At 69.2% G+C, this 21,311-nt stretch carries 23 protein-coding genes; 4 read left to right on the top strand and 19 right to left on the bottom strand.

Annotated features, from left to right (window positions below):
- Window positions 1-12: 12 nt before the first annotated feature.
- Entirely contained in the window at window positions 13-423 is a 411-nt protein-coding gene (locus WBG06_RS15035) for a Fur family transcriptional regulator (protein WP_336737651.1), read from the top strand.
- Window positions 424-435: 12 nt separating this feature from the next.
- Here the strand turns inward: WBG06_RS15035 and WBG06_RS15030 are convergent, their stop codons facing one another.
- From WBG06_RS15030 to dut, 7 genes are all read right to left on the bottom strand, one after another.
- The gene (locus tag WBG06_RS15030; protein WP_336737650.1) at window positions 436-1,875 is read right to left on the bottom strand and encodes a PepSY-associated TM helix domain-containing protein; all 1,440 of its coding nucleotides are present in this window, start codon (window positions 1,873-1,875) and stop codon (window positions 436-438) included.
- 77 nt (window positions 1,876-1,952) lie between these two features.
- Window positions 1,953-2,483 (bottom strand): cell division protein FtsQ, encoded by a 531-nt coding sequence (locus WBG06_RS15025; RefSeq protein ID WP_336737649.1) that lies wholly within the window; start codon window positions 2,481-2,483, stop codon window positions 1,953-1,955.
- Window positions 2,484-2,542: 59 nt separating this feature from the next.
- On the bottom strand, window positions 2,543-3,589 hold the full coding sequence (locus WBG06_RS15020; RefSeq protein ID WP_336737648.1) for a hypothetical protein: 1,047 nt from the start codon (window positions 3,587-3,589) through the stop codon (window positions 2,543-2,545).
- The gene (locus WBG06_RS15015) at window positions 3,586-4,332 is read right to left on the bottom strand and encodes a DUF3159 domain-containing protein (protein ID WP_336737647.1); all 747 of its coding nucleotides are present in this window, start codon (window positions 4,330-4,332) and stop codon (window positions 3,586-3,588) included. Before WBG06_RS15015 ends, WBG06_RS15020 begins: the two co-directional genes overlap by 4 nt.
- A gap of 11 nt (window positions 4,333-4,343) precedes the next feature.
- The gene (locus tag WBG06_RS15010; RefSeq protein WP_336737646.1) at window positions 4,344-4,715 is read right to left on the bottom strand and encodes an OB-fold nucleic acid binding domain-containing protein; all 372 of its coding nucleotides are present in this window, start codon (window positions 4,713-4,715) and stop codon (window positions 4,344-4,346) included.
- 10 nt (window positions 4,716-4,725) lie between these two features.
- Entirely contained in the window at window positions 4,726-5,388 is a 663-nt protein-coding gene (locus WBG06_RS15005; RefSeq protein WP_336737644.1) for a DUF3710 domain-containing protein, read from the bottom strand.
- 52 nt (window positions 5,389-5,440) lie between these two features.
- The gene (gene dut, locus WBG06_RS15000; protein WP_336737642.1) at window positions 5,441-5,893 is read right to left on the bottom strand and encodes a dUTP diphosphatase; all 453 of its coding nucleotides are present in this window, start codon (window positions 5,891-5,893) and stop codon (window positions 5,441-5,443) included.
- A gap of 72 nt (window positions 5,894-5,965) precedes the next feature.
- Here dut and WBG06_RS14995 point away from each other — a divergent pair, with 72 nt between their 5' ends.
- Together WBG06_RS14995 and WBG06_RS14990 are read left to right on the top strand one after the other, a co-directional pair.
- Window positions 5,966-6,424, top strand: coding sequence for a DUF3093 domain-containing protein (locus tag WBG06_RS14995; RefSeq protein ID WP_336737640.1), 459 nt, complete (start codon window positions 5,966-5,968; stop codon window positions 6,422-6,424).
- A gap of 36 nt (window positions 6,425-6,460) precedes the next feature.
- Window positions 6,461-6,781, top strand: a complete 321-nt coding sequence (locus WBG06_RS14990) for a DUF4235 domain-containing protein (RefSeq protein WP_336737639.1) — start codon at window positions 6,461-6,463, stop codon at window positions 6,779-6,781.
- A 90-nt stretch (window positions 6,782-6,871) separates the two neighbouring features.
- Here WBG06_RS14990 and WBG06_RS14985 read toward each other — a convergent pair whose 3' ends face one another.
- The 12 genes from WBG06_RS14985 to pafA form a co-directional block, all read right to left on the bottom strand.
- The gene (locus tag WBG06_RS14985) at window positions 6,872-7,162 is read right to left on the bottom strand and encodes a DUF4193 domain-containing protein (RefSeq protein WP_040755057.1); all 291 of its coding nucleotides are present in this window, start codon (window positions 7,160-7,162) and stop codon (window positions 6,872-6,874) included.
- 266 nt (window positions 7,163-7,428) lie between these two features.
- Entirely contained in the window at window positions 7,429-8,286 is an 858-nt protein-coding gene (locus tag WBG06_RS14980) for an inositol monophosphatase family protein (RefSeq protein WP_336737636.1), read from the bottom strand.
- Window positions 8,287-8,313: 27 nt separating this feature from the next.
- A complete protein-coding gene (locus tag WBG06_RS14975; RefSeq protein WP_336737635.1) occupies window positions 8,314-9,420 on the bottom strand; it encodes a ferrochelatase in 1,107 nt (368 codons plus the stop codon).
- A gap of 81 nt (window positions 9,421-9,501) precedes the next feature.
- A complete protein-coding gene (locus WBG06_RS14970) occupies window positions 9,502-9,963 on the bottom strand; it encodes a PH domain-containing protein (RefSeq protein ID WP_336737634.1) in 462 nt (153 codons plus the stop codon).
- A gap of 157 nt (window positions 9,964-10,120) precedes the next feature.
- The gene (locus tag WBG06_RS14965) at window positions 10,121-12,901 is read right to left on the bottom strand and encodes a DEAD/DEAH box helicase (RefSeq protein ID WP_336737633.1); all 2,781 of its coding nucleotides are present in this window, start codon (window positions 12,899-12,901) and stop codon (window positions 10,121-10,123) included.
- 30 nt (window positions 12,902-12,931) lie between these two features.
- A complete protein-coding gene (locus tag WBG06_RS14960) occupies window positions 12,932-13,816 on the bottom strand; it encodes a diacylglycerol/lipid kinase family protein (RefSeq protein ID WP_336737632.1) in 885 nt (294 codons plus the stop codon).
- 17 nt (window positions 13,817-13,833) lie between these two features.
- The gene (tatC, locus tag WBG06_RS14955) at window positions 13,834-14,679 is read right to left on the bottom strand and encodes a twin-arginine translocase subunit TatC (protein ID WP_336737631.1); all 846 of its coding nucleotides are present in this window, start codon (window positions 14,677-14,679) and stop codon (window positions 13,834-13,836) included.
- Between the two features lie 8 nt (window positions 14,680-14,687).
- Window positions 14,688-14,957: a twin-arginine translocase TatA/TatE family subunit gene (gene tatA, locus WBG06_RS14950; protein ID WP_336737630.1), complete on the bottom strand. Its 270-nt coding sequence runs from the start codon at window positions 14,955-14,957 to the stop codon at window positions 14,688-14,690.
- A 60-nt stretch (window positions 14,958-15,017) separates the two neighbouring features.
- On the bottom strand, window positions 15,018-16,109 hold the full coding sequence (locus WBG06_RS14945; protein ID WP_336737629.1) for a helix-turn-helix transcriptional regulator: 1,092 nt from the start codon (window positions 16,107-16,109) through the stop codon (window positions 15,018-15,020).
- Window positions 16,106-17,089 carry a helix-turn-helix transcriptional regulator gene (locus tag WBG06_RS14940; protein ID WP_336737628.1) on the bottom strand — a complete coding sequence of 328 codons (984 nt, stop codon included), beginning with the start codon at window positions 17,087-17,089 and terminating at the stop codon, window positions 16,106-16,108. The genes WBG06_RS14945 and WBG06_RS14940 overlap by 4 nt, the downstream gene beginning before the upstream one ends.
- A 27-nt stretch (window positions 17,090-17,116) precedes the next feature.
- Entirely contained in the window at window positions 17,117-18,097 is a 981-nt protein-coding gene (locus WBG06_RS14935; RefSeq protein ID WP_336737627.1) for an FKBP-type peptidyl-prolyl cis-trans isomerase, read from the bottom strand.
- Between the two features lie 97 nt (window positions 18,098-18,194).
- Complete coding sequence (pafA, locus tag WBG06_RS14930; protein WP_336737626.1) at window positions 18,195-19,556, bottom strand: Pup--protein ligase; 1,362 nt, start codon at window positions 19,554-19,556, stop codon at window positions 18,195-18,197.
- 168 nt (window positions 19,557-19,724) lie between these two features.
- Here pafA and WBG06_RS14925 point away from each other — a divergent pair, with 168 nt between their 5' ends.
- Window positions 19,725-21,236, top strand: a complete 1,512-nt coding sequence (locus WBG06_RS14925) for a SulP family inorganic anion transporter (protein ID WP_336737625.1) — start codon at window positions 19,725-19,727, stop codon at window positions 21,234-21,236.
- Window positions 21,237-21,311: the final 75 nt, after the last annotated feature.

Here is a 21,311-nt window from a genome sequence, read left to right as displayed (position 1 = left end):
TAACATGTGCGCATGGCACCCACCCAGCAGGTCAAGCGGCGCGCAACCAACCAGGGCGCCGCGGTGAAGGAGGCTCTCGCCGCCGAGGACACCTTCCGCAGCGCCCAGGACGTCTACGCCACGCTGCGAGCCAACGGCGAGAAGATCGGCCTCTCCACGGTCTACCGCCACCTGCAGATCTTCGTCGACGACGGGCTCGCCGACGTGATCCACAAGCCCGACGGTGAGTCCACCTACCGGCTGTGCGGCGACGCCTCCACGACCCATCACCACCACCTGGTGTGCCGCCAGTGCGGCAAGGCCGTGGAGATCGAAGGTCCTGCCGTGGAGACCTGGGCCGACAAGGTGGCGGCACAGAACGGTTTCACCGACGTCAACCACACCGTGGAGATCTTCGGTCTCTGCACCGCCTGCGCCGCCTGAGCCCGGCCGAGTTCAGCCGCGCCGGCGCGCTGCACCGAGCGCGGCGTCGACGACCAGGAAGCCGACGAGGGTCACCCCCAGCATCGGGACCAACCAGCCGACCACCGCGGTGACCGCGACCAGGGACACGAGCACCGGCCAGGGCAGCTGTCGCCAAGCACCCCGGCGTGCCGGTCTGCCGAGACGGAGCGCGCTCCCGCCGCGCGGGCGCCGCAGCCACCACATCCGGTAGCCGAGCACGGTCATCACGATCAGGCCGATCGCCAGGAGCGCCAGCACGAGCTGGTTGACGACGCCGAACAGGATGCCCATGTGAGCGCCGATCACCCAGTCGGTCAGCTTCGCCATCACCGGCCAGTCGGCGAAGTCGACCCGGTCCAGCATCTTCCCGGTGGCCGGGTCGACGCTGATCGCGTCATAGTCGGTCGGCCAGTCCCGCTTGTTCTCCGCCGCCGTCCAGGCGCTGGCCCCGTCGGCCGGGGGCACGAGGTAGAGCGGATCACCCAGCCCGGCCTCCCGTGCTGCGGCCAGCACGCCGTCGACACCGACTCCGTCGGTGATGATGCCGTCCGGGTCGGCGGCACCCTCGGATGGCCCGGAGGAGCCGTGACCCGCATGCTCGGCCGCAGGACCGCTGGCATGCAGCGAGGTGGCCGGCGTCGGCTCGATCCAGGACAGGGCGGTGCGCACCTCGCCGATGTTCGCGCCGGCATAGCGCGACCAGGTCAGCCCGGAGACCGACAGCGCGAGTACGCCGAGCAGGACCCAGACACCCATGGCGGCGTGCCACGACATCGTCCGAGAGCGTCCGGTGGCGGCCAGGTCGGGGGTCACCAGCCGGCGGACCCGCCGGTCGCGGCGCCGCTTCCCGAGCCACAGCATCAGCCCGCCGAGGGCGACGACCCACAGCCAGCTGGCGGCGAGCTCGCTGTAGTGACGCCCGAAGGCTCCCAGATGGAGGTTGCGGTGCAGCTCGTCGAGCCAGGCCCGGAACCCGAGCCACTGCCCGTAGCTGCGGACCTGCCCCTCCACGCCGGCGGTGTAGGGATTGACGAAGACCGACATCGCATAGTCGTCGGGAACGGTCTCGTCTGTGAAGACCACTCGGGTGCTGCGGTCGGCGGCGGGTGGCACGTCGACACGGAGGATCTCGCCGTCGGGATGGCTCGCCCGGGCGGCGGCGACCTGATCGGCGAGCGGCACCGTCTCGCCGGCCGGGGCGACATGGGTCAGGTTGTGATAGGCGATCTGCTCGACCTGCGGGGCGATCGTGTAGAGCAGCCCGGTCACCGAGGCGACGAGGATGAACGGGGCGACGAGCACCCCGGCGTAGAAGTGCATCCGCAGCACGAGCGGGCGGATCGTCGGCCACCATCCGGGTCGGACGCCGGCCGCCACCTCCGTCTGGGGCCCGGTGGGCGGAGCGGTCTGGAACTGGGTCGGAACGGACATTCGAGGTTTCTCTTCTCGCGAGGTTCGGGTACGCAAGACAGCCACCGGGGCTCACCCGGTGGTGCTCGCAGGAGATCTCAGAGGCCGGCGGGCCTCGGCGGTCCCCTTCGCGGAGAGACGTGGAGCCACACGGCTGGTCGCGGTAGGACCTGCTGCACCTCGGCGAGCAGCCGACCGGCGACCGCGATCCGCGGCACCGGGAGGCTGCGTACGACCACGGCGAGGGCCCTGCGGTGCAGCGCCCAGGCGACGACGGCGAGCGCCGCCGCGCAGGCGTGGGCGACGAGCATCGATCCACCGCCGTCGGCCGTGCCGACCGTGTGCTGGTGACCAGCGTCCGGGGCCGCGGCGAAGGCCGCGAAGACCTCGTGGACACCGAGCTGGGACAGCCCGGCGGCCAGGGCACCGCCGAGGAGCCCGACTCGTCGCTGCAGCACCACGACGCCTGCACCGAAGACGGCCAGCGCAGCGGCGGCCAACCAGCTGGCGTCCGGCAGCGCACCGCCGGCCGCCAGATGGGCCAGGACCGCGCCGGTCATGATCTCGAGCGTGGCGAGCAGGGCGAGCCACACGCTTCCGCGCGTCGGTCTCACCACTCGCAGCTCCACGCTCAGCACCGTATCCCGAGCCGGTGCCGCGGACGGGCTTCTGAGGCTCGTGCCGCAGCTCAGAGCTGGTGGGCGTCGCCCTCGACGAGGAAGGTCGGGTACCGACCTTGATCCCTGTCATCGGTCGGGATCACGGGGCTCACCGGCGTGCACGCGAGCGTCCGCACCTCACAGGTGACGACCTGCTGTTCGCGCACCACGTCGAGCGCGTTCTCGTCGATGCGCTGGGCGACGCCGAAGAAGGTGTCCTCGTCGCTCCACCCTGCCAGCATGAACTGGCCCCAGGGGGCGTCGATCGGACGTTGACGACCGGTCGAGGCGTCGTACGCGACCGCCTCCGTCGGCCACTGGCCGGTGTCGAAGATGGTGGTGCGGTCCGGGGAGAGGACCCCAATCCCGGACAGCCAGACGTCGCTCACCTGCCGGCGTCGGCCCTCGCCCTGGAGATAGACGTGGAAGCCGTCGCGGAACAGGGTCTCGGCATATCCCTCATAGACCTCCCCGTCGGGACCGTCGCTCGCCGGTGTCGCGGAGCCGTCGTCGAGGTCGATGGTGGCGCCGTCGAAGAAGACCCGCTCGTTGCTCACCCCGATCAGCAGCGGCATGATCTCGCCGTAGAGATCGGCCAGGTCGGCACCGTCCTCGGGCTCCTCGTCGGGCGTTCGATAGAGCTGCTCGCCGGTGTGGGTGTCGAACACCGCCACCTGGATCACCCGGGTGCCGAACTCGTCGGTCGGGCCGCGGGACTGGTCGACGGTGGCGAGCACCGACCGGTCCGCGGACACCGCCAGGTTTCCCCAGCCCACCTCCTCGACCTTCTCGGTCTCGCCCTCCGCGCTGGTGAACATCAGCGTCCCGCCGCGCATCCAGTAGGCACCGGTCGCCCCGAGAACGAACTGGTCCACGCGGTCGCCGAGCTCGACGCTCCGATCCCCCACGTGCAGGGTGCCGTCGGCGTACCAGGCCGGCGCGGTCGCGTCCCACTCGGTCGGCCCGACGGGCAGGGCGAACGGCTCGGTGCCGCCCATCTCCGCGAGCGGGCGCCCGCACCCGGCCAGCACGAGCGCCATCAGCGCAGCGGCGAGGACGCCGCCGCGTGGGCTCATCGCGTCGCCGGCTGGACCGGAGTGTGGTTGCGTGCGAGGAGCCAGATCATGGTGCCGTAGCAGGCGATCCGCAGCGCCCAGCCGAGGCCGGTGCGCAGGATGCCGAGGGCGAGGATCGCCCAGTCGCGGTCGATGGCACCGCTCCAGGCCAGGAACCAGATCGGTCCCTGGATGGCCGCTCCGATCGCACCGGGCGCCAGGAACAGCCAGGTGAGCCGCGTGCACAGCTTCACGATCTGCTTGTCCTGGTGCCACTCGAGCGGGTCGCCGCTGGCGACGCCGATGAAGAAGCCGAAGATCGGCCACCCGATCAGGCACAGGCCGCCGACCACCACGGTGTAGCCGAGGCTGATCAGGATGCCCGGCAGGAAGTAGGCCAGCGCCTGCTCCTCCGCCGAGCCGCCCATGGACTGGGCCAGCCGCACCACGGCGAAGCCGATGAGGATGCCGAAGATCGCGTTGCCGACGTACTGCAGGCTCGAACGCTGCACCAGCCGCACCACCAGGAAGATCGCCGCGGTCGCCGCGGAGGCGATCAGTGCGACCTTGAGGTCCTTGACCACCAGCCAGGCGATGGTGAAGACGAGCCCGGGCACACCGGCCTCGAGCATCCCGCGCACTCCGCCGAGCCCGGCGGACATCTGACGGCGTACGACTGCCTCGACGGTGTCCACCGTCGGATGGTTGTGGTCGTGCTCGTCCGGGCGGCCGTCGTCGGCGGGCGTGTCAGGGGTGTGGCTCACGTGTGGTTGGCTCACTCGTTGGGGTCCGGTATCAGCTCGTAGCGGGGGTTGAACATGATGCGCTGGCCATCGGTACGGCCGATACGGCCCTGCACCTGCAGGGATCGGCCGGGGCTGATCCCGGCGATGCGCCGGCGCCCCAGCCAGATGATGGTCACGGTGCCGGAGCCGTCGAAGAGCTCTGCCTCCAGCGCCGGGACGCCGCCGCGCGGGCGCAGCGTGATCGTACGCAGCGTGCCCCGCAGCCGCACCGGCTCACGGTCGGGCGCGTCGGCGATGGAGGCGACGTCCTTGGTGACGTAGGCGGCGCGGACCTCGCTCGCGTCGATCGAGGCGGTGTTGGCCCACTCGCTGAGCTTCGCGCGCAGCCGACCCTTGGCCATCGCTAGCCGTTCACTTCTCGACGCGTCGCGCGTTGGGCGGCAGCTTCACCTCGAGCGCCTCACCCTTGGGCTTGGCTCCCTCGCCACGACGTACGACGACCTGCTCGAGGAGCTTCTCCCACTCCTTGCCGGCCGTCGGCTCCATCGCCGGGCGGCCGAGCATGGTGGCACGGAGCATCCAGCGCGGGCCGTTGACGCCGATGATGCGGGTCTGCTGGACCGCCGGCTGGCCGTCGGGCAGCTTGACCTTCATCTGGGTGATCAGCTCGGTGCCCCACGGGCCCTCCAGGTCGGCGGTCGCGCCGCCGCGCTGCTGGACGTCCTCGCGCAGCATCGGCAGCGACTCGGTCCACAGGTCGCCGTTGCGGGGTGCGGCGAAGGCGCGCAGCTCCATGGCGCCGTCCTCGGCGGTCAGCATCACCGCAGCGATCTGGCCGGACTTCTCATCCACCTGCAGCCGCAGCTCCTTGCCCGGCGCCGGCGCGAGCATCATCGAGCCGAGGTCGACCCAGTCGCCGGTGATCAGCCCGTCGGGGGCTGAGTCGATGTCGTAAGGCCCGATCTCGGGGGCTGCAGGCACCGGCCGTTCGGGGCCCTTCAGCTCCTCCGGGACCGATGCAGATGGCTCTCCCCGGTGGGAGGGCGCGGACTTGCGACGGAACTTCACGACCATCTGCTTTCACGTTGCGGTGACTCTCTGAGGAGACTTATCTAACACTGAGCGCTCAGCGGTTGGAGAAGCCCCCTGTAGAACCGTATCCCCCATCACCACGAACCGACTCCGGCAACTCCGAAACCTCCACGAAACTGGCCTGCTCGACACGCTGGATCACCAGCTGCGCGACCCGGTCACCGCGACGCAGCTCGATGGCCTCGACGGGGTCGAGGTTGATCAGCGCCACCTTCACCTCGCCGCGGTAGCCGGCGTCGACCGTGCCAGGAGCGTTGACGATGGAGAGGCCGTGCTTGGCGGCCAGGCCGGACCGCGGATGGACCAGGCCGACGTAGCCCTGCGGCAGGGCGATCGCGATGCCGGTCGGCACCAGTGCGCGCTCCCCCGGTTTCAGGGTCACGTCCATGGTCGTGCGCAGGTCGGCTCCGGCATCCCCCGGGTGGGCGTAGGCAGGTGGCGGCAGCTCCGCATCCAGACGCACCAGGGCTACTTCGAGATCAGACACACCTCGCACCTTAGACGGTCACCCGGTCACCCGATTCGTGGCTGGCTTGAGCGGCGTGAAAAACTCCGCATCGTGAGCACCCCGGCGTACGACGAGCGACTGACCGTGCCGCTGAGGTGGTGGGTCCAAGGCGTGATGCTGCTCGCCTTCATCTGGTTCATCACCGTCTTCTGGGTGGGACCGACGCTCGCCTCGGGCATCACGGCTGCCGGCTGCGCGCTGTTCGTCCTGGCGATGGTGGCCTACGGCAACGCCAAGATCACGGTCGCCGGGGGCGAGCTGCGCGCCGGCCAGGCACGGATCGAGGCCCGCTTCCTCGGCGAAGCGGTCGCCCTCGACGAGACCGAGGCCCGTCACCTCGCCGGCCGCGACGCCGACGCCCGGGCCTACCTGCTCCTTCGCCCCTACCTCAAGCGCGCAGTCCGGGTCGCCATCGAGGACCCGGCCGACCCCGCGCCCTACTGGCTGCTCTTCACCCGCCACCCGGTGGCGCTCGCCAAGACGGTCAACGCTCTCCGCGCGAGTCTCTGAGCCGCATCCTCGCGGGCATGGCCTAGGCTCGGTCGTATGTCCAAGTCCACCAACGCCCCTGAGAACAAGGCACAGACGGGCGACAAGATCTGGGCGATGATGGCCCTCGTCAGCGGCGTCGCTGCCGCCAAGGTCGCCAGCAAGGTCCTCTCCACCGGTTGGACCGCGTCCACCGGGAGGAAGCCGCCGGCCAACCCGGCCGACCCCGACGTGAGCCTCGCAGAGGCCGTGATGTGGTCAGCCGCGACCGGAGCCGCCATCGCGATCACGCGGATGTTCGTCCAACGCCGCGCGGCCAACTACTACTTGAAGTCGGTCGGACGGTTGCCGAAGCAGCTGGAGAAGGACGGGTCCTGACGCACCGGACCTGAGATAGCACGAAGGCCGCACGGATTCCGTGCGGCCTTCGGTGTCTCTGCCCGGCTGACACCGGGCTCTCCACTGCGCTCACGCGCAGTCGAAGCAGATCATCTTCTTCTCGTCAGCCAGCTGGCTGCGGTGGTGAACCAGGAAGCAGCTCATACAGGTGAACTCGTCCTCCTGCTTCGGCTTGACCTCGACCGCGAGCTCCTCGTGGCTGAGGTCGGCTCCGGGGAGCTCGAACGACTCTGCCGCCTCGGCCTCGTCCTCATCGACCTTGCCCGAGTTCTTGTCATGACGACGAGCCTTGAGCTCTTCGATGCTCTCCTCGGACTGGTCCTCTTCATTCTTACGCGGTGCGTCGTAGTCCGTCGCCATTTGCGCCACTCCCCTTCTCACTCATCTTCAGTCCCCCCGCGCGCCCCCGAGGGCAGCGGCACGGCCCGTGATTGTGCACCATTCACGTGCATTTCGCACACTCAACCGGATCCGCGTCGCCGGAACGTTCTGTCATCTGGCGGTATTCCCTATCACGGGGACAGATGATCAGTGAGTTTCGGGTAGGTGAACGCGGTCGTGACCGACGGGGCTCCGGGACCGTCCCGGCCGCCAGCCGGTCATAGATCTACATCAACCGAGCGCATTCAGTCGGGTACGACACCCGGGAGCGACTCAACTGGCAGAAAACCGGCCTGAACAGCCGCTTTCCGCAGGTCGTCGAAGCCGTGCGCGGGGGCGACGACCACGAATCGGCGCCCGCCGACACCTGTTGTCGCCTCCCACCGCGCGCCGGCCGCCTCGGCCACCAGGCAGGCCGCGGCATGGTCCCACAGATGCAGCCCCTCCTCGAGGTAACCGTCGAGGGTGCCCTCGGCCACACCACAGATGTCCAGCGCGGCCGAGCCGATGCGACGAACGTCACGTACGACCGGGAGGAACCTCACCAGCGCCTCGGCCTGGATCCGGCGGAGCCCGGCGTCGTAGGAGAAGCCGGTGGCGATCAGTCGCTGCCCGAGCTCGGCCGGTGGGCGCACTGTGACCGGCTCGCCGTCCCTCACCGCGGCCGCCGACCCGTCAGGCTGCCGGAAGGCCGCGTAGAGCGTCCCCGCAGCCACGTCGACGACCGCTCCGGCGACGACCTCACCGGCGTACTCGGCCGCGATCGAGACGGCGTAGCGCGGCAGACCGTAGAGGAAGTTCACCGTGCCGTCGATCGGGTCGACGATCCAGCGCACACCGCTGGTGCCGGTGGTCTCCTCACCCTCCTCACCGAAAAAAGCGTCCTCTGGACGCTGTTGGGAGATCAGCCGACGGATCAGCGCCTCGGTGTCCCGGTCGGCCTGGGTGACGACATCGGTCGCGGTCGACTTCGTCGCCGCCACCTCGACCACGCCGGCGGCCCGCTCACGGACCAGATCGGCCGCTGCGCGGGCGGTCGCCACAGCGAGCGCGAGCAGGTCTCCGGGCTTGGGTGCGGACGGGGCCGGCGGTTGCTCTGTCATGGGGCCGACCCTATTCCGCGCGCCTGATCACGCGGAGTACTGGGGCGAGTCCTCTCCGGTCAGCGTCGGCAGCTGGGAGCGCTGGTTGAAGCAGCAGCCCGCAGGGCAGCGGTCGGGGACGGGACCCAGGTCGCCGACGGCGGGACGCTCGGTGGCCTCGCCGCGCTCGGCGGCGGCGCGCTCGAGGAGCAGCTCGCGTACCGCTGCGACGAAACGCGGGTCCTCCCCCGCCGTCGGGCTGCGGCGGGCGTGGATGCCGAGCTTCTCGGCGGTCGCCAGCGCCTCGGTGTCGAGGTCGTAGACGACCTCCATGTGGTCGGAGACGAAACCGACCGGACACATCACCACGGCGCTCACGTCCTTGTCGGCCAGCTCCTCGAGGCGGTCGTTCACGTCCGGCTCGAGCCAGGGGATGTGCGGAGCCCCGGAGCGGCTGCAGTAGACGAGGTCCCACTCGTGGGTGACGCCGCGACGCTGCGCGACCTGCTCGGCGACCACCGCGGCGACGTCGAGGTGCTGGGCGACGTACGCGTTGCCCTCGGGGCCGGAGCTGTCGTTCATCGCGGTCGGGATCGAGTGGGTCACGAACAGGATCCGCGCGCTGTCGCGTACGTCCTCGGGAAGGTCGTCGATCGAGGCCAGCACGCCGTCGACGACCGGTGCCACGAAGCCCGGGTGGTTGTAGTAGTGCCGCAGCTTGTCCAGCACCGGCGCGCCCTCGACACCTCCGGTGGCGTCACACGCGGCGAAGAGGTTCTCGCGGTATTGCCGGCACGAGGAGTAGGACGAGTAGGCGCTGGTCGCGAAGACCGCCGCCCGCTTGATCCCGTCGGCCCGCATCTGCGCGACCGTGTCGCTCAGGTAGGGGTCCCAGTTGCGGTTGCCCCAGTAGACCGGCAGGTCGATGCCGTGCTCGGCCAGGTCACTGCGCAGCGCCGCCAGGAAGGCCCGGTTCTGGTCGTTGATCGGCGACTTCCCGCCGCGGTCGAAGTAGTGCTGCCCGACCTCGACCAGCCGCTCCCGCGGGATCCCGCGCCCCCGGGTCACGTTCTCCAGGAACGGCACCACGTCCTCGGTCTTCTCCGGCCCCCCGAAAGAGACGAACAGCAGAGCATCGTAGGGAGAGACATCCACCCCGCCATCGTATTCACCAGGTACGTCACGGGCGAAACGGCCACGACCGACCCGGCCCCGGGGCGAACGCCCGGTCGTGGGTCATCCGACCTTGCTCGCCGGGCCGGCGTACCAGAGCCGTGTCGCCAGCTCTTGGTTGTCTCGCCGGACGTGGTGCTGCAGGCGAGGGTAGAGCCTCGAGGACGTCAGCCGGAGCGTGGCCCGACCAGCGGCGTCGCGACAGCGCACCCACTGCCAGGCCCAGGACGGCTCGACGACGGTGAGATCCGACCACGGAACCAGCCGCGAACCCAACGGACCCGACAGCCGCAGCCCCTCGTCGTCGATCTCCAACCGGGACCGTGAGGCCAGGTACCACAGCGTGAAGATGACAGGACCGAGGACGATGAGGATCCCCATCACAGGGCCCACTGGGAATGCGACGGCGCCGCGGGGGGCGAGGAACATCACGATCCAGGTCGCAACTCCCCACCCGAGCCCGGCGCCGAGATAGACCGCCCACGACCGACCGACGAACGCGACCACCTTCTCCTGCTTCAGCACCAGCCGACCCTAGCGATCCCCCTGATCGGTGTCCTCAGAACGCAAGACCCCGTCGAGAGGTCAGAAATCGGGCGCGAGGAGTCGATTCTCGGTCCAGAGAATCGACTCCTCGGCGTCAAGAACTGACTCCTCGGCGCCGAGAATCGACCTCTCGGGGTTATTCGACGACGGAGGAGTAGGCCACTACGCCTCGCTTGAGGAGGTCCATCGTCTGCCTTGCCGTACGGCGCAGGGGGATGTCGCCGGCGGCGTCGGCGACCTGGCCGCAGAGGTCGATGAGCTGCTTGACCCAGCGGACGAAGTCACCGGCGGCGAGCTCGACCTCGCTGAGGACGTCGTCGAGCTCGTCGCCCTCGGCCCAGCGATAGGCGGCCCAGGCGAACCCGAGGTCGGGCTGGCGGAGGAAGTCGAGCTTGTGGTCGCGCTCGAGGGCATCGAGCTGGCCCCACAGGCGCACGGTCTCGGCGATGACGTCCTTGACCCGGCCGCCGGGAAGGCGGGGCGGGCTGGCATCGTCGGCGCGGCGAGCCTCGTAGACGAGCACCGAGAGCGCGGCGGCGAGCTCGGAGGGGGTCAGGTCGTCCCACAGGCCCTCGCGGAGCGCCTCGGCGGCGACCAGGTCCATCTCGGAGTAGAGCCGCATCAGGTGGGTGCCGCGCTCGGTGACCGTCTCGCCCTCGAGGTAGTCGAGCGCGACCAGGACGTCGCAGACCCGGTCGAAGGTGCGCGCGACGGTGTTCGTCCGCGCCTCCACCCGGCGCCGCAGCGTGTCGGTGTCGCGCGACAGCTTGAACCAGCGCTCGGCCCAGCGGGCGTGGTCCTCGCGGTCGGGGCAGTCGTGGCAGGGATGCATCTTCAGCTCGCGGCGCAGCTCGGAGATCTGGGTCTCCGCCGAGCTCTTGCGCTCCTTGCGAGCCGTCGGCGTGCCCTCGTAGGGCACCGGACGCAGGTCGCGGGTCTTCTCCCGCAGCCGGGAGGCCATGTCGCGGCGCATCTGCGGGTTGCGGCCGTTGAACGACTTCGGCACCCGCAGCCGGGTCTGGGCGGCGATCGGCACGTTGAAGTCCATCATCGCCAGCCGCCGGGCCTGCCGGTCCTGGGTGACGACGTAGGGGCGCGGGCCGTCGGGGTCGAAGCCCGGGTCGACGATCACGGCGTAGCCGGCGAACTTGCCGGTCGGCACGTCGATGACATCGCCGACCTTCAGCTTCGAGAGCGACTCGATGATCTCCTCGCGGCGGTCGGCGCGCCGCTCACGGGACGAGGACTTCTCGATGTCGGAGATCTTGCGGCGGATCGCGGCGTACTCCATGAAGTCGCCGCGGTCGCAGGTCGCGGCCTCGCGATAGCCGTCGAGGGCGTCCTCCGCCTTGCGCACCTGGCGGGCCAGCCCGACGACCGCCTTGTCGGCCTGGAACTGCGCGAACGACTGCTCCAGCAGCTCGCGCGAGCGCGCCCGGCCGAACTGGTGCACCAGGTTGACCGCCATGTTGTAGGACGGCTTGAAGCTCGACCTCAGCGGATACGTACGCGTCGAGGCGAGGCCGGCGAGCTCGCGCGGGTTGAGGCCCTGCTGCCACAGCACGACGCCATGGCCCTCGACGTCGAGGCCACGCCGGCCGGCGCGGCCGACGAGCTGGGTGTATTCGCCCGGCGAGAGGTTGACGTGGGCTTCACCGTTCCACTTCGAGAGCTTCTCGATGACCACCGTGCGGGCGGGCATGTTGATGCCCAGCGCCAGCGTCTCGGTGGCGAAGACGGCCTTGACCAAGCCGCGGAGGAACAGCTCCTCGACGACCTGCTTGAACGCCGGCAGCAGGCCGGCGTGGTGGGCCGCGACGCCACGGGTGAGCCCGTCGACCCAGTCGTGGTAACCGAGCACGTGCCGGTCCTCATCGGGCAGGTCGGCGCAGGCCTCCTCGACATAGGCGAAGATCTCGTCGCGCTCGTCGGGGGTGGTCAGCCGCAGGTTGGCCTGGATGCACTGCTGCACGGCGGCGTCGCAGCCGACCCGGGAGAAGACGAAGTTGATCGCGGGGAGCAGGTTGTCGCGCTGCAGGGCGGTGATGACCTCCACGCGCGACGGGATCCAGACGCGTCGGCCGTTGCCCACGCGCCGGTTGCCGTTCCCCTTGCGCCTGTCCTTGGGCGTACGCCGGTCCGTCATCCGTCCGGCAGCCCAGTCGTCGCGCGCCAGCTTCATCAGCTCACCGTTGACCGGGGCGCCTTCCTTGACGAACCCGGCCGCGGCGTCGACGTCGGAGGAGGCGAACAGGTCCATGATCCGGCGCCCGGCCATCACGTGCTGGTAGAGCGGCACCGGCCGCTTCTCCTCGATGATCGTGGTGGTCTCGCCGCGCACGGTGGTGAGCCACTCGCCGAACTCCTCGGCGTTGGACACGGTCGCCGACAGCGACACCACAGAGACCGACTCGGGCAGGTGGATGATGACCTCCTCCCAGACCGCGCCGCGGGAACGGTCAGCGAGGTAGTGGACCTCGTCCATGACCACGAACCCCAGCCCCATCAGGGTCTGTGAGCCCGCGTAGAGCATGTTGCGCAGCACCTCGGTGGTCATCACCACGACCGGCGCCTCGCCGTTGACGACGTTGTCGCCGGTCAGCAGGCCGACCTTGTCCGAGCCGTAGCGCTTGACCAGGTCGTTGTACTTCTGGTTGGAGAGGGCCTTGATCGGCGTGGTGTAGAACGCCTTGCGTCCCGTGGCGAGCGCCAGGTGGATGGCGAACTCGCCGACGATCGTCTTGCCCGAACCGGTCGGAGCGGCGACCAGGACGCCCTTACCGTCCTCGATCTCCCTGCACGCCTCGACCTGGAAGTCGTCGAGCCCGAAGTCGTAGAGCGCGGCAAAGTCCCGGAAGACGGGGTAGCCCTTGTCACGCTGGAAAGCGGCGTACTTCTCCGCTGGCGAGGCGTCCATGGTCCCGAGCCTATCGAGCGGTGCCGACACTCAGACCGTCGGCGGCACCAGGACGCTGATGGCCGACGGCACGCACTCGACCTCGAGCGGCAGCGATCCGAGGCGCTCGCCGTCGCTGTAGGCGACCACGCCGGGCGCGGAGACCGTGATCCGGCGGGCGCGGATGCGTTCGAAGGCCGGGTGGGTGAGGTGCTTGGCCCGGCGTACGCCCGGGAAGACACGCAGGAACTCCAGCCGGGAGACCGGCTTGATGAGGATCGCGTCCAGCAGCCCGTCGGACGGGTCGCAGTCGGCCGCGATCCGCAGGCCACCGCCGTAGGACTCGGTGTTGGCGACAGCCAGCAGCATCGCCTGCTGCTCCCGCACCACACCATCGATCTCGAGCCGGTAGGGCACCGGCGTCCAGCTGCGGATCACCGACAGCGCGGCGAGCGTGTAGCGGAGGTCGCCGTGCGGCCACCTCATCGCGTTGGCCCGCTCGTTGACCGCCGCGTCGAACCCGGCAGCCAGGACCGTGGCGAACCAGGTGTCGCCGCTGCGGCCCAGGTCGATGCGGCGGGGCTGGTTGCCGACGATGACGTCGACGGCGGCCAGCGGGTCGCTGGTGGGAATCCCGAGCGCCCGTGCGAAGTCGTTGCCGGTGCCGAGCGGGATGACCCCGAGGCTGACCTCGGTCTGGGCCAGAGCCTGGACGGCGACATGGACCATGCCGTCACCCCCGAGGGTCACGACGGTGTCGACACCCTCGGCAACTGCCTTCCGGGCCAGCTCGAGAGCGTGCTCGGCGTCGTCACCGATCAGGTGCTCGACCCGTGCCCCCGAGGCCGAGAGTCGTTCGGTGACTGCCTCGAGGGTCTGGTCGGCATGGCCACGGCCGGCGGTGGGGTTGGCGAGCAGGGCGATCTGGCGCGTCACCGGGTGAACACTAGTGCTCAGATCACCGACGGTACGTCAGGATCCCCGATGATGTCCTTGCGCTTGCTGGCCTTCCGTCTGTCGTGAGCCCGGGCGATGACCTCGGAGATGCCGAAGAGGACGACCATCGGACCGGCCATGATCGTCATCGTGAACGGGTCGCCGGACGGGGTCGCGATGGCGGCGAAGACGAAGGAGCCGACGATGATCCACGCCCGATACTTCGCCAGGGCCGCACCTGGCAGCACCCCGATGCGGTTGAGCATGATCACGAAGACCGGGATCTCGAAGGCGATGCCGAAGACCAGCAGCGTACGGCTCAGGAAGCTCAGATAGTCGCTGAACTCGACGATGTTCGTCAGGCCGTCGGGGATGAACCCGAACAGGATCTCCAGGCCCTTGGGCAAGGTGACGTAGCCGAGCACGACGCCGGCCAGGAAGAGCGGACTGGCAACCGCCACGAAGATCCGCGACATCTTCTTCTCATGCGCGTGCAGACCCGGCATCAGGAACGCCCAGATCTGGTAGAGCCAGATCGGGCTGGTGCCGATGAAGGCGGCCAACCCGCACAGCTTCAAGTAGAGCATGAAGCCGCCCGCCGCTCCGTTCACGGAGCTCAGCGACTCGGCGCCGCTCTCCGTGTCCATCATCTCGACCGCCTTGAGATAGGGGTCCATGACGAGAGCGAAGAGCTGCTCGAAGAAGAACAGCGAGACGACGAAACCGACGACCAGAGCCAGGGCGGCCTTGATCACCCGCGCGCGGAGCTCACGCAGGTGGTCGGAGAGCGCCATCCGGCCGTCGTCGCCGATGGCATGCTTGGGGGTGCCGCGGATGACCGCGACAACACCGGCGATGGACAATGTCGGCCTCAGTTGCCGGAGAGGCGCTCGCGCTCGGCCTTGATCTCGGCCTCACGACGCTCGAGCTCGGCGATGCGCTCCTGCTCGGAGGCGGTCAGCTCCGCGGGCTTCTCGACCTTCTCGCCCTTCTTCTCGTCCTCGTCGCGAAGACCCTTGGTCTCGGTCTTGAAGATCCGCAGCGCCTGGCCGGTGCCGCGGGCGAGCTCGGGCAGCTTGGCGGCACCGAAGACGAGGATCACGATCGCCAGGATGATGAGCCACTCGGCTCCCTGTGGCATACCGATCAATGGAGTGAACATGAACTACCTCATCTACGTCTAGGGGGGAACGTCAGAAGTCTACGCGTCGGAACGGTACAGGCCGAGGGCCTGCCGCGCAGTCGCAGCAAACGATTCGGTGAACCTTTCGCTATCGACGAACTCAGCCTCGTCGAGGATCTCAGCATACGGAGCCAGCCGCAGCAGCAGCCGGGTCAGCCAGCGCTGGTCGTAGACCCGCAACCCCACGACGAGCCCGCCGCCCGGCAGCTCCTCCGGGTCGATCACCGAGTAGTATTCCGCGACCCAGCGGGCTTCGGGCGCGAGCCGCACCCGGACGACGATCCCGGCATCTGTACGCAGCAACGTCTCGCCCTCGCCGTCGAGGCGCTGTCCTGAGCCTGTCGAAGGGTCTGCGCCCTCTCCCGACTCGGGTGCCACCACGACGGGCGTGTCCAGCACCTCGGCAGCCCGGATCCGGTCGAGACGGAAGCTGCGCGGCGCGTCGGCCCGGTGACACCAGGCGTCGAGATACTCGATCTCACGGATCGAGACGAGCGCTCTCGGATCGACGACGCGCGACGACTCCTCGTCGCGCGCCGGCACCCAGTAGTCGATGCGGATCTGGCGGCCCTGGTCGATCGCGGTCGCGATCGCGGCATGGATCTGGACGAGCGAGGTGTCGACCGGCTCCTCGCCGGGGTCGACCCTGCCTGGGTCAACGCTCCCCGCGGCGCCTTCGGCAGCAGCCTGCTCGAGCTTGGCCAGGGTGCGGTCGACGACCTCCTTGGTCTCCGCACTCACCGCGCCGCCGCGGAGCGCGCGCAGCGCGACGATCACGGCGGTGGCCTCGATCGGGGTGAGCCGCAGCTGACGGTCGAGGTAGTCGGCGTTGGAGATCCTGATGACCCGGTCGCCGTCGGGCTCGGTCAGCGCATCGATGTCCACATCGATCAGGTCGTCGGGATAACCACCCGGCAGGCCGCACATGAACAGCACCTGGAGGTCCTTGACCAGCTGCTTCTCCTCCACACCGAGATCGGCGGCAGCCTTGTCGAGGCGTACGTCGTCGTCCTGGGAGTAGAGGTAGGGCACCAGCGTCAGCAGGCGCCCGACCTGCCCCTTGGCCCCCGTGCTCGCGCTGCCGGTTGTCGCTCGCTGACGCTGGCTCATCGCACGACTCCGTCCAGGCGCGCGACCAACCGCTCCAGCCGGGCCGCGACCTCGCGGCGCAGTTCTTCGGGCTCCTCGACGTAGGCGTCGGGGCCGTGCCCCAGGACCGCGCCGACCAGGTCGGCCGGCACCCGGGTCAGCACCACCCGGTCCCAGTCGTCGCTGCCGTCGGGACCGGTCACCCCGGGCTCGGTGGAGTCAGCCGCGCGGCGCAGCGTGTAGCCGCTGCCCTGGCGCAGCAGCAGGACAGCCTTCCCCGTGGGCGGGGCGGGCGCCAGGGTCCGTGCGATATCGCGTACGTCCACCTCGGCCGGCACCTCGAAGGCATCGAACTCGCCGACCGCGCGGGCCTCGCCCACGACGCGGGAGAGCCGGAAGATGCGGGTGTCGTCGCGGTCGACGTCATGACCGACTGCGTACCAACGGCCGGAGTAGCGCACCACGCCCCACGGCTGGAGCCGCCGGTGGGACGGCTCGGCCGCGCGTGAGCCGCGGTAGTCGAACTCGACGACCTGTCGGTCCTGGGTCGCGGCCACGAAGACGTCGAAGGAGCCCTCCTCCGCGGCCAGCCGCGGCTGCACGATCTCCAGCGCCGACACGTCGGTCTCGAGCCCGGCAGCGTTGAGCTTGCGTACGGCCTCCGTGGTCGCCTCCGCCATCGAGGCGTTCTCCCAGACCTTGGTGGCGAGCGCGACCACGGCGAGCTCGTCGGCCTCGAGGGTGATCGGCGGCAGCGCGAACTGCTCCGGGCTCACCCGGTAGCCGATCTCGTCCTCGAAGAAGGAGTCGATCACCCCGGTCTCGATCGGCACACCGAGGCTGCGCAGCTCCTCCTTGTCGCGCTCGAACATCTTCTCGAACGCCTCACCGTGCGACGACGGGTAGAGGACCTCGCGGATCCGCTCCTTCGACACGTTGTCACGCTGCACCAGCAGCATGATGAGCAGGTTCATCAACCGCTCGGTCTTACCCGCCGCCACGGTGTGGTTCTCCCCCTAGAGACTCAACTACTGCTGCGCCGGGGTGTCTTCGGCCTTGACGACGTCGATGACGAAGTAGAGCGTGCTGTTGGCCGGGATCCCCGGCGTGCCGCCCTGGCCCGGCTTCTCCTCAGCACCGTAGCCCAGCTCCGGCGGGATCTGCAGGAGAACACGACTGCCGACCTTGACGCCCTCGAGCCCGTTGGTCCAGCCCGCGACCACCTGGTTGAGAGCGAACGGCACAGGCTCCTTGCTGAAGCTCTCGTCGAACGGCTTCTTGGCGCCGTAGGTCATCCCGAGGTAGTTGGCCGTGACCGTCTGGTCGGTGGTGATCTCCTCGCCGTCACCCTCGGTGACGACGACCCGCTTGAGCTCACCGTCGGCCTTCGGCTTGGCGATCCCGGTGAAGTCGAACCCGGTCGGCTTGCCGCCCTTCTCGACGACCTTGGGGAGCTCGGTGGCGTCGACGTCGTGCGGGGTCTTGTCGGCGGCCGGCTTGACCACGTCGAGGACGACGAGCAGCGTGTCGTGGTTGCCGATGCCCATCTGCGGGTTGCCGCCCTCGCCGAGCAGGTCGGCCGAGCCCACGATCGCCTCGATCCGGTCGCCGACCTTGGCGCCCTCGAGGATCGTGCTCCACGGCTTCTCCGCCGGGAGCTCCTCGCCCTCCGGGGCCGGGCTCTTGTAGGCCCACTCCTTGTCCAGGGTGGTCGCGTTGCCGATGTAGATCTTGGCGAAGACGCCACGGTCCTCGGGGATCTCCTCACCCTTGCCCTCGGTCAGCGTCTTGACCTTGGGCTTCTTGGGGTAGGCGATCGCGGACTCCCACTTCAGGGTGGGTTCCTTGTCGACCGCGGCCGAGACCGTGACACCGTCGAAGCCGGAGACGGTCTCTTCGCCGTACCCCGTCTTCTCCTCTCCGCCGCAGGCGACCAGAGCCGGGATGAGCAGGGTGACGGCCAGCGCGCTCAGCGCGTGGCGCAGACGAGGCCGAGGAGGAGTGGGCACAGTGCAAACCTTCGTGACGTAAAGAGTGAGACGACAGCGGAGCACACCATATCCGGCTGGTGGTTGCCGCGTGGGCAAGCCACCCCGTGGACGGCCGTCACATGCCGTCGATCAGCCGCTGGACGCGCTCGTCGTAGGCCTTCAACGGGTCCTTGCAGAGCACGGTGCGCTGAGCCTGGTCGTTGAGCTTGAGGTGGACCCAGTCGACGGTGAAGTCACGGCGGCGCTCCTGGGCCTTCTTGATGAACTCGCCCCGGAGCCGGGCACGGGTGGTCTGCGGCGGCACCGACTTGGCCTCGAAGATCTTCAGGTCGGTGGTGGCCCGCTTGACCGCGCCCTTCTTCTCCAGCAGGTAGTAGAGGCCCCGGTTGCGGTGGATGTCGTGGTAGGCGAGATCGAGCTGCGCGACCCTGGCGTGACCCAGCGGGAGGCCGTGCTTGGCGCGGTAGCGCTCGATCAGCTTCCACTTGATCACCCAGTCGATCTCGCGGTCGACCAGGGAGAGGTCGTCGGACTCGATCGCCTTCAGCCCGCGCTCCCACAGATCGAGCGCGGCGAGCATGGTCGGGTCGGTGATCTCGCGGCGGTCGACGAACTCGCGTGCCTTGGTCAGGTATTCGTTCTGGATGTCGAGAGCGCTCGCCTCGCGGCCGTTGGCCAGCCGGACCTTGCGCCGGCCGGTGAGGTCGTGGGCGATCTCGCGGATGGCGCGGATCGGGTTCTCCATCGTCATGTCGCGCATGACGACGCCCTCCTCGATCATCCGCAGCACCAGGTGGCAGCTCGCGATCTTGAGCATGGTGGTGGTCTCGGACATGTTCGAGTCACCGACGATGACGTGGAGGCGCCGGTATTTCTCGGCGTCCGCGTGCGGCTCGTCGCGGGTGTTGATGATCGGCCGGGACCTCGTCGTCGCGGACGAGACGCCCTCCCAGATGTGCTCGGCGCGCTGGCTCACCGCGAACCCGGCGCCTCGTGGCGTGTGGGTGACCTTCCCCGCCCCGACGATCAGCTGACGGGTCACCAGGAACGGGATGAGCACGTCGGCGAGCTTGCTGAACTCCCCCGCGCGGCTGACCATGTAGTTCTCGTGGCAGCCGTAGGAGTTGCCGGCCGAGTCGGTGTTGTTCTTGAACAGGTAGATGTCGCCCGCGATGCCCTCGTCGTGGAGCCGCTGCTCGGCGTCGAGCAGCAGCCCCTCCAGGATCCGCTCCCCCGCCTTGTCGTGCGTGACGGTCGAGATGACGTCGTCACACTCGGGCGTGGCGTACTCGGGGTGGGAGCCGACGTCGAGGTAGAGCCTCGCGCCGTTGCGGAGGAACACGTTCGAGCTGCGCCCCCAGCTCACCACCTTGCGGAAGAGGTAGCGGGCCACCTCGTCCGGGCTCAGCCGCCGCTGGCCGCGGAACGTGCAGGTCACGCCGTACTCGTTCTCGATGCCGAAGATGCGCCTGTCCATACCTGAAACCCTAGACCGTCGGCGGTCACTCCGGAGGCGTTCAGAGCTACGACACGGCGAGGCGCGCCGTCCACCGGCACGCCGACCGCGAGGCGACGCAGGAAGGGTCGAACCTCACATCGCTCGCGAAGCCGGTGATGAGACCGGCCAGTCCTAGAATTGCGGGTCGTGCCCTCACCGCTGCCTTCGCCCTCCACCAGCAACCAGCTGGGCGTCCTCGCCGCGCTGCGATCGCCCCGGCTGCTGCGTACGGAGGTGCTGGCCGGTCTCGTCGTCGCCCTCGCGCTGATCCCGGAGGCGATCTCGTTCTCGATCATCGCCGGGGTCGACCCGCGGGTCGGGCTGTTCGCGTCGTTCACGATGGCCGTCTCGATCTCGTTCCTGGGCGGACGGCCGGCGATGATCTCGGCCGCCACCGGCGCCGTGGCGCTGGTGATCGCCCCGGTGATGCGGGACCACGGCTACGACTACCTGATCGCGACCGTGCTCCTCGGTGGGCTGATCCAGATCGTGCTGGCGGCAGCCGGGGTGGCCCGGTTGATGCGCTTCCTCCCCCGCTCGGTGATGGTCGGCTTCGTCAACGCGCTCGCGATCCTGGTCCTCGAGGCACAGTTCGTCCACATGGTCGACGTGCCCTGGGCGGTCTACCCGATGATCGCGGTCGGCATCGCCGTCATCGTCGGCTTCCCGCGTCTCAGCAAGGTCGTCCCGGCCCCGCTCGTGGCGGTCGTCGCGCTCACCGCCTTCACCGTCATCGGTGCGATCGACGTACCGAACGTCGCCGACCAGGGCAAGCTGCCCGACAGCCTGCCGAGCTGGTTCGTCCCCGACGTACCGCTCAGCCTCGACACGCTGCGGGTCATCGGCCCCTACGCCCTGGGCATGGCGCTGGTCGGCCTGCTGGAGTCGCTCCTGACGGCAAAGCTCGTCGACGACATCACCGACACCCACTCCGACAAGACGCGCGAGGCCCGCGCCCAGGGTCTGGCGAACCTGATCACCGGCTTCTTCGGCGGTATGGGTGGATGCGCAGTGGTCGGTCAGACGATGATCAACGTGAAGGTCTCCGGCGCCCGCACCCGGCTGTCCACCTTTCTCGCCGGCGTCTTCCTGCTCGTCCTGGTCGTCGGTTTCGGCGATGTCGTGGGGCTGATCCCGATGGCGGCCCTGGTCGCGGTGATGATCATGGTCTCGGTGAGTGCGTTCGACTGGCATTCGGTCCGGCCCGCCACGCTGCGGCGGATGCCTCTCTCGGAGACGACGGTCATGCTCACGACCGTCGCGGTCACCGTCGCGACCCACAACCTCGCGATCGGCGTCATCGTCGGAGTCCTCGTCGCGATGACGCTGTTCGCACGGCGGGTCGCTCACCTCACCGACACCCACCGTGAGCTCGTCGAAGACGCCTCCGGTCGGGTGACCGCGGTCTACCGGGTCACCGGCGAGCTCTTCTTCGCCTCCAGCAACGACCTCTACACGCAGTTCGAGTACGCCGAGGACCCCGACGAGATCGTCATCGATCTCTCCGACTCCCACATCTGGGACGCCTCGACGGTGGCGGCACTCGATGCGATCACCCACAAGTACGCAACCAAGAACAAGTCCGTACGCATCGTCGGCCTGAACCAGGCGAGCGCCGACCGGCACGAGCGGCTGAGCGGTCAGCTCACCGGCCACTGACCGGCGAGCTCCAGTCGCCCAGGCATGTAGAGAACGGCTCGCCGGCCTCGTTCCCTCGTCGAAGACACCCACCAC

Origin of the sequence: Nocardioides sp. CCNWLW239, assembly GCF_037137035.1 — a bacterium.
Classification (GTDB): domain Bacteria; phylum Actinomycetota; class Actinomycetes; order Propionibacteriales; family Nocardioidaceae; genus Nocardioides.
This window is presented reverse-complemented; position numbering and strand designations above follow the sequence as displayed.

Bases quoted from the DNA above. Each gene is read 5' to 3' on its own strand.
- WBG06_RS15035 (WP_336737651.1), top strand. From the start codon at position 13: ATGGCACCCACCCAGCAGGTCAAGCGGCGCGCAACCAACCAGGGCGCC.
- WBG06_RS14985 (WP_040755057.1), bottom strand. From the start codon at position 7,162: ATGGCGACGGACTACGACGCACCGCGTAAGAATGAAGAGGACCAGTCC.
- tatA (WP_336737630.1), bottom strand. From the start codon at position 14,957: ATGCCACAGGGAGCCGAGTGGCTCATCATCCTGGCGATCGTGATCCTC.
- pafA (WP_336737626.1), bottom strand. From the start codon at position 19,556: ATGGACAGGCGCATCTTCGGCATCGAGAACGAGTACGGCGTGACCTGC.
- WBG06_RS15005 (WP_336737644.1), bottom strand. From the start codon at position 5,388: ATGGTCGTGAAGTTCCGTCGCAAGTCCGCGCCCTCCCACCGGGGAGAG.
- WBG06_RS14980 (WP_336737636.1), bottom strand. From the start codon at position 8,286: ATGACAGAGCAACCGCCGGCCCCGTCCGCACCCAAGCCCGGAGACCTG.
- WBG06_RS15030 (WP_336737650.1), bottom strand. From the start codon at position 1,875: ATGTCCGTTCCGACCCAGTTCCAGACCGCTCCGCCCACCGGGCCCCAG.
- WBG06_RS15020 (WP_336737648.1), bottom strand. From the start codon at position 3,589: ATGAGCCCACGCGGCGGCGTCCTCGCCGCTGCGCTGATGGCGCTCGTG.
- WBG06_RS14945 (WP_336737629.1), bottom strand. From the start codon at position 16,109: ATGAGCCAGCGTCAGCGAGCGACAACCGGCAGCGCGAGCACGGGGGCC.
- WBG06_RS15010 (WP_336737646.1), bottom strand. From the start codon at position 4,715: ATGGCCAAGGGTCGGCTGCGCGCGAAGCTCAGCGAGTGGGCCAACACC.
- WBG06_RS14990 (WP_336737639.1), top strand. From the start codon at position 6,461: ATGTCCAAGTCCACCAACGCCCCTGAGAACAAGGCACAGACGGGCGAC.
- WBG06_RS14965 (WP_336737633.1), bottom strand. From the start codon at position 12,901: ATGGACGCCTCGCCAGCGGAGAAGTACGCCGCTTTCCAGCGTGACAAG.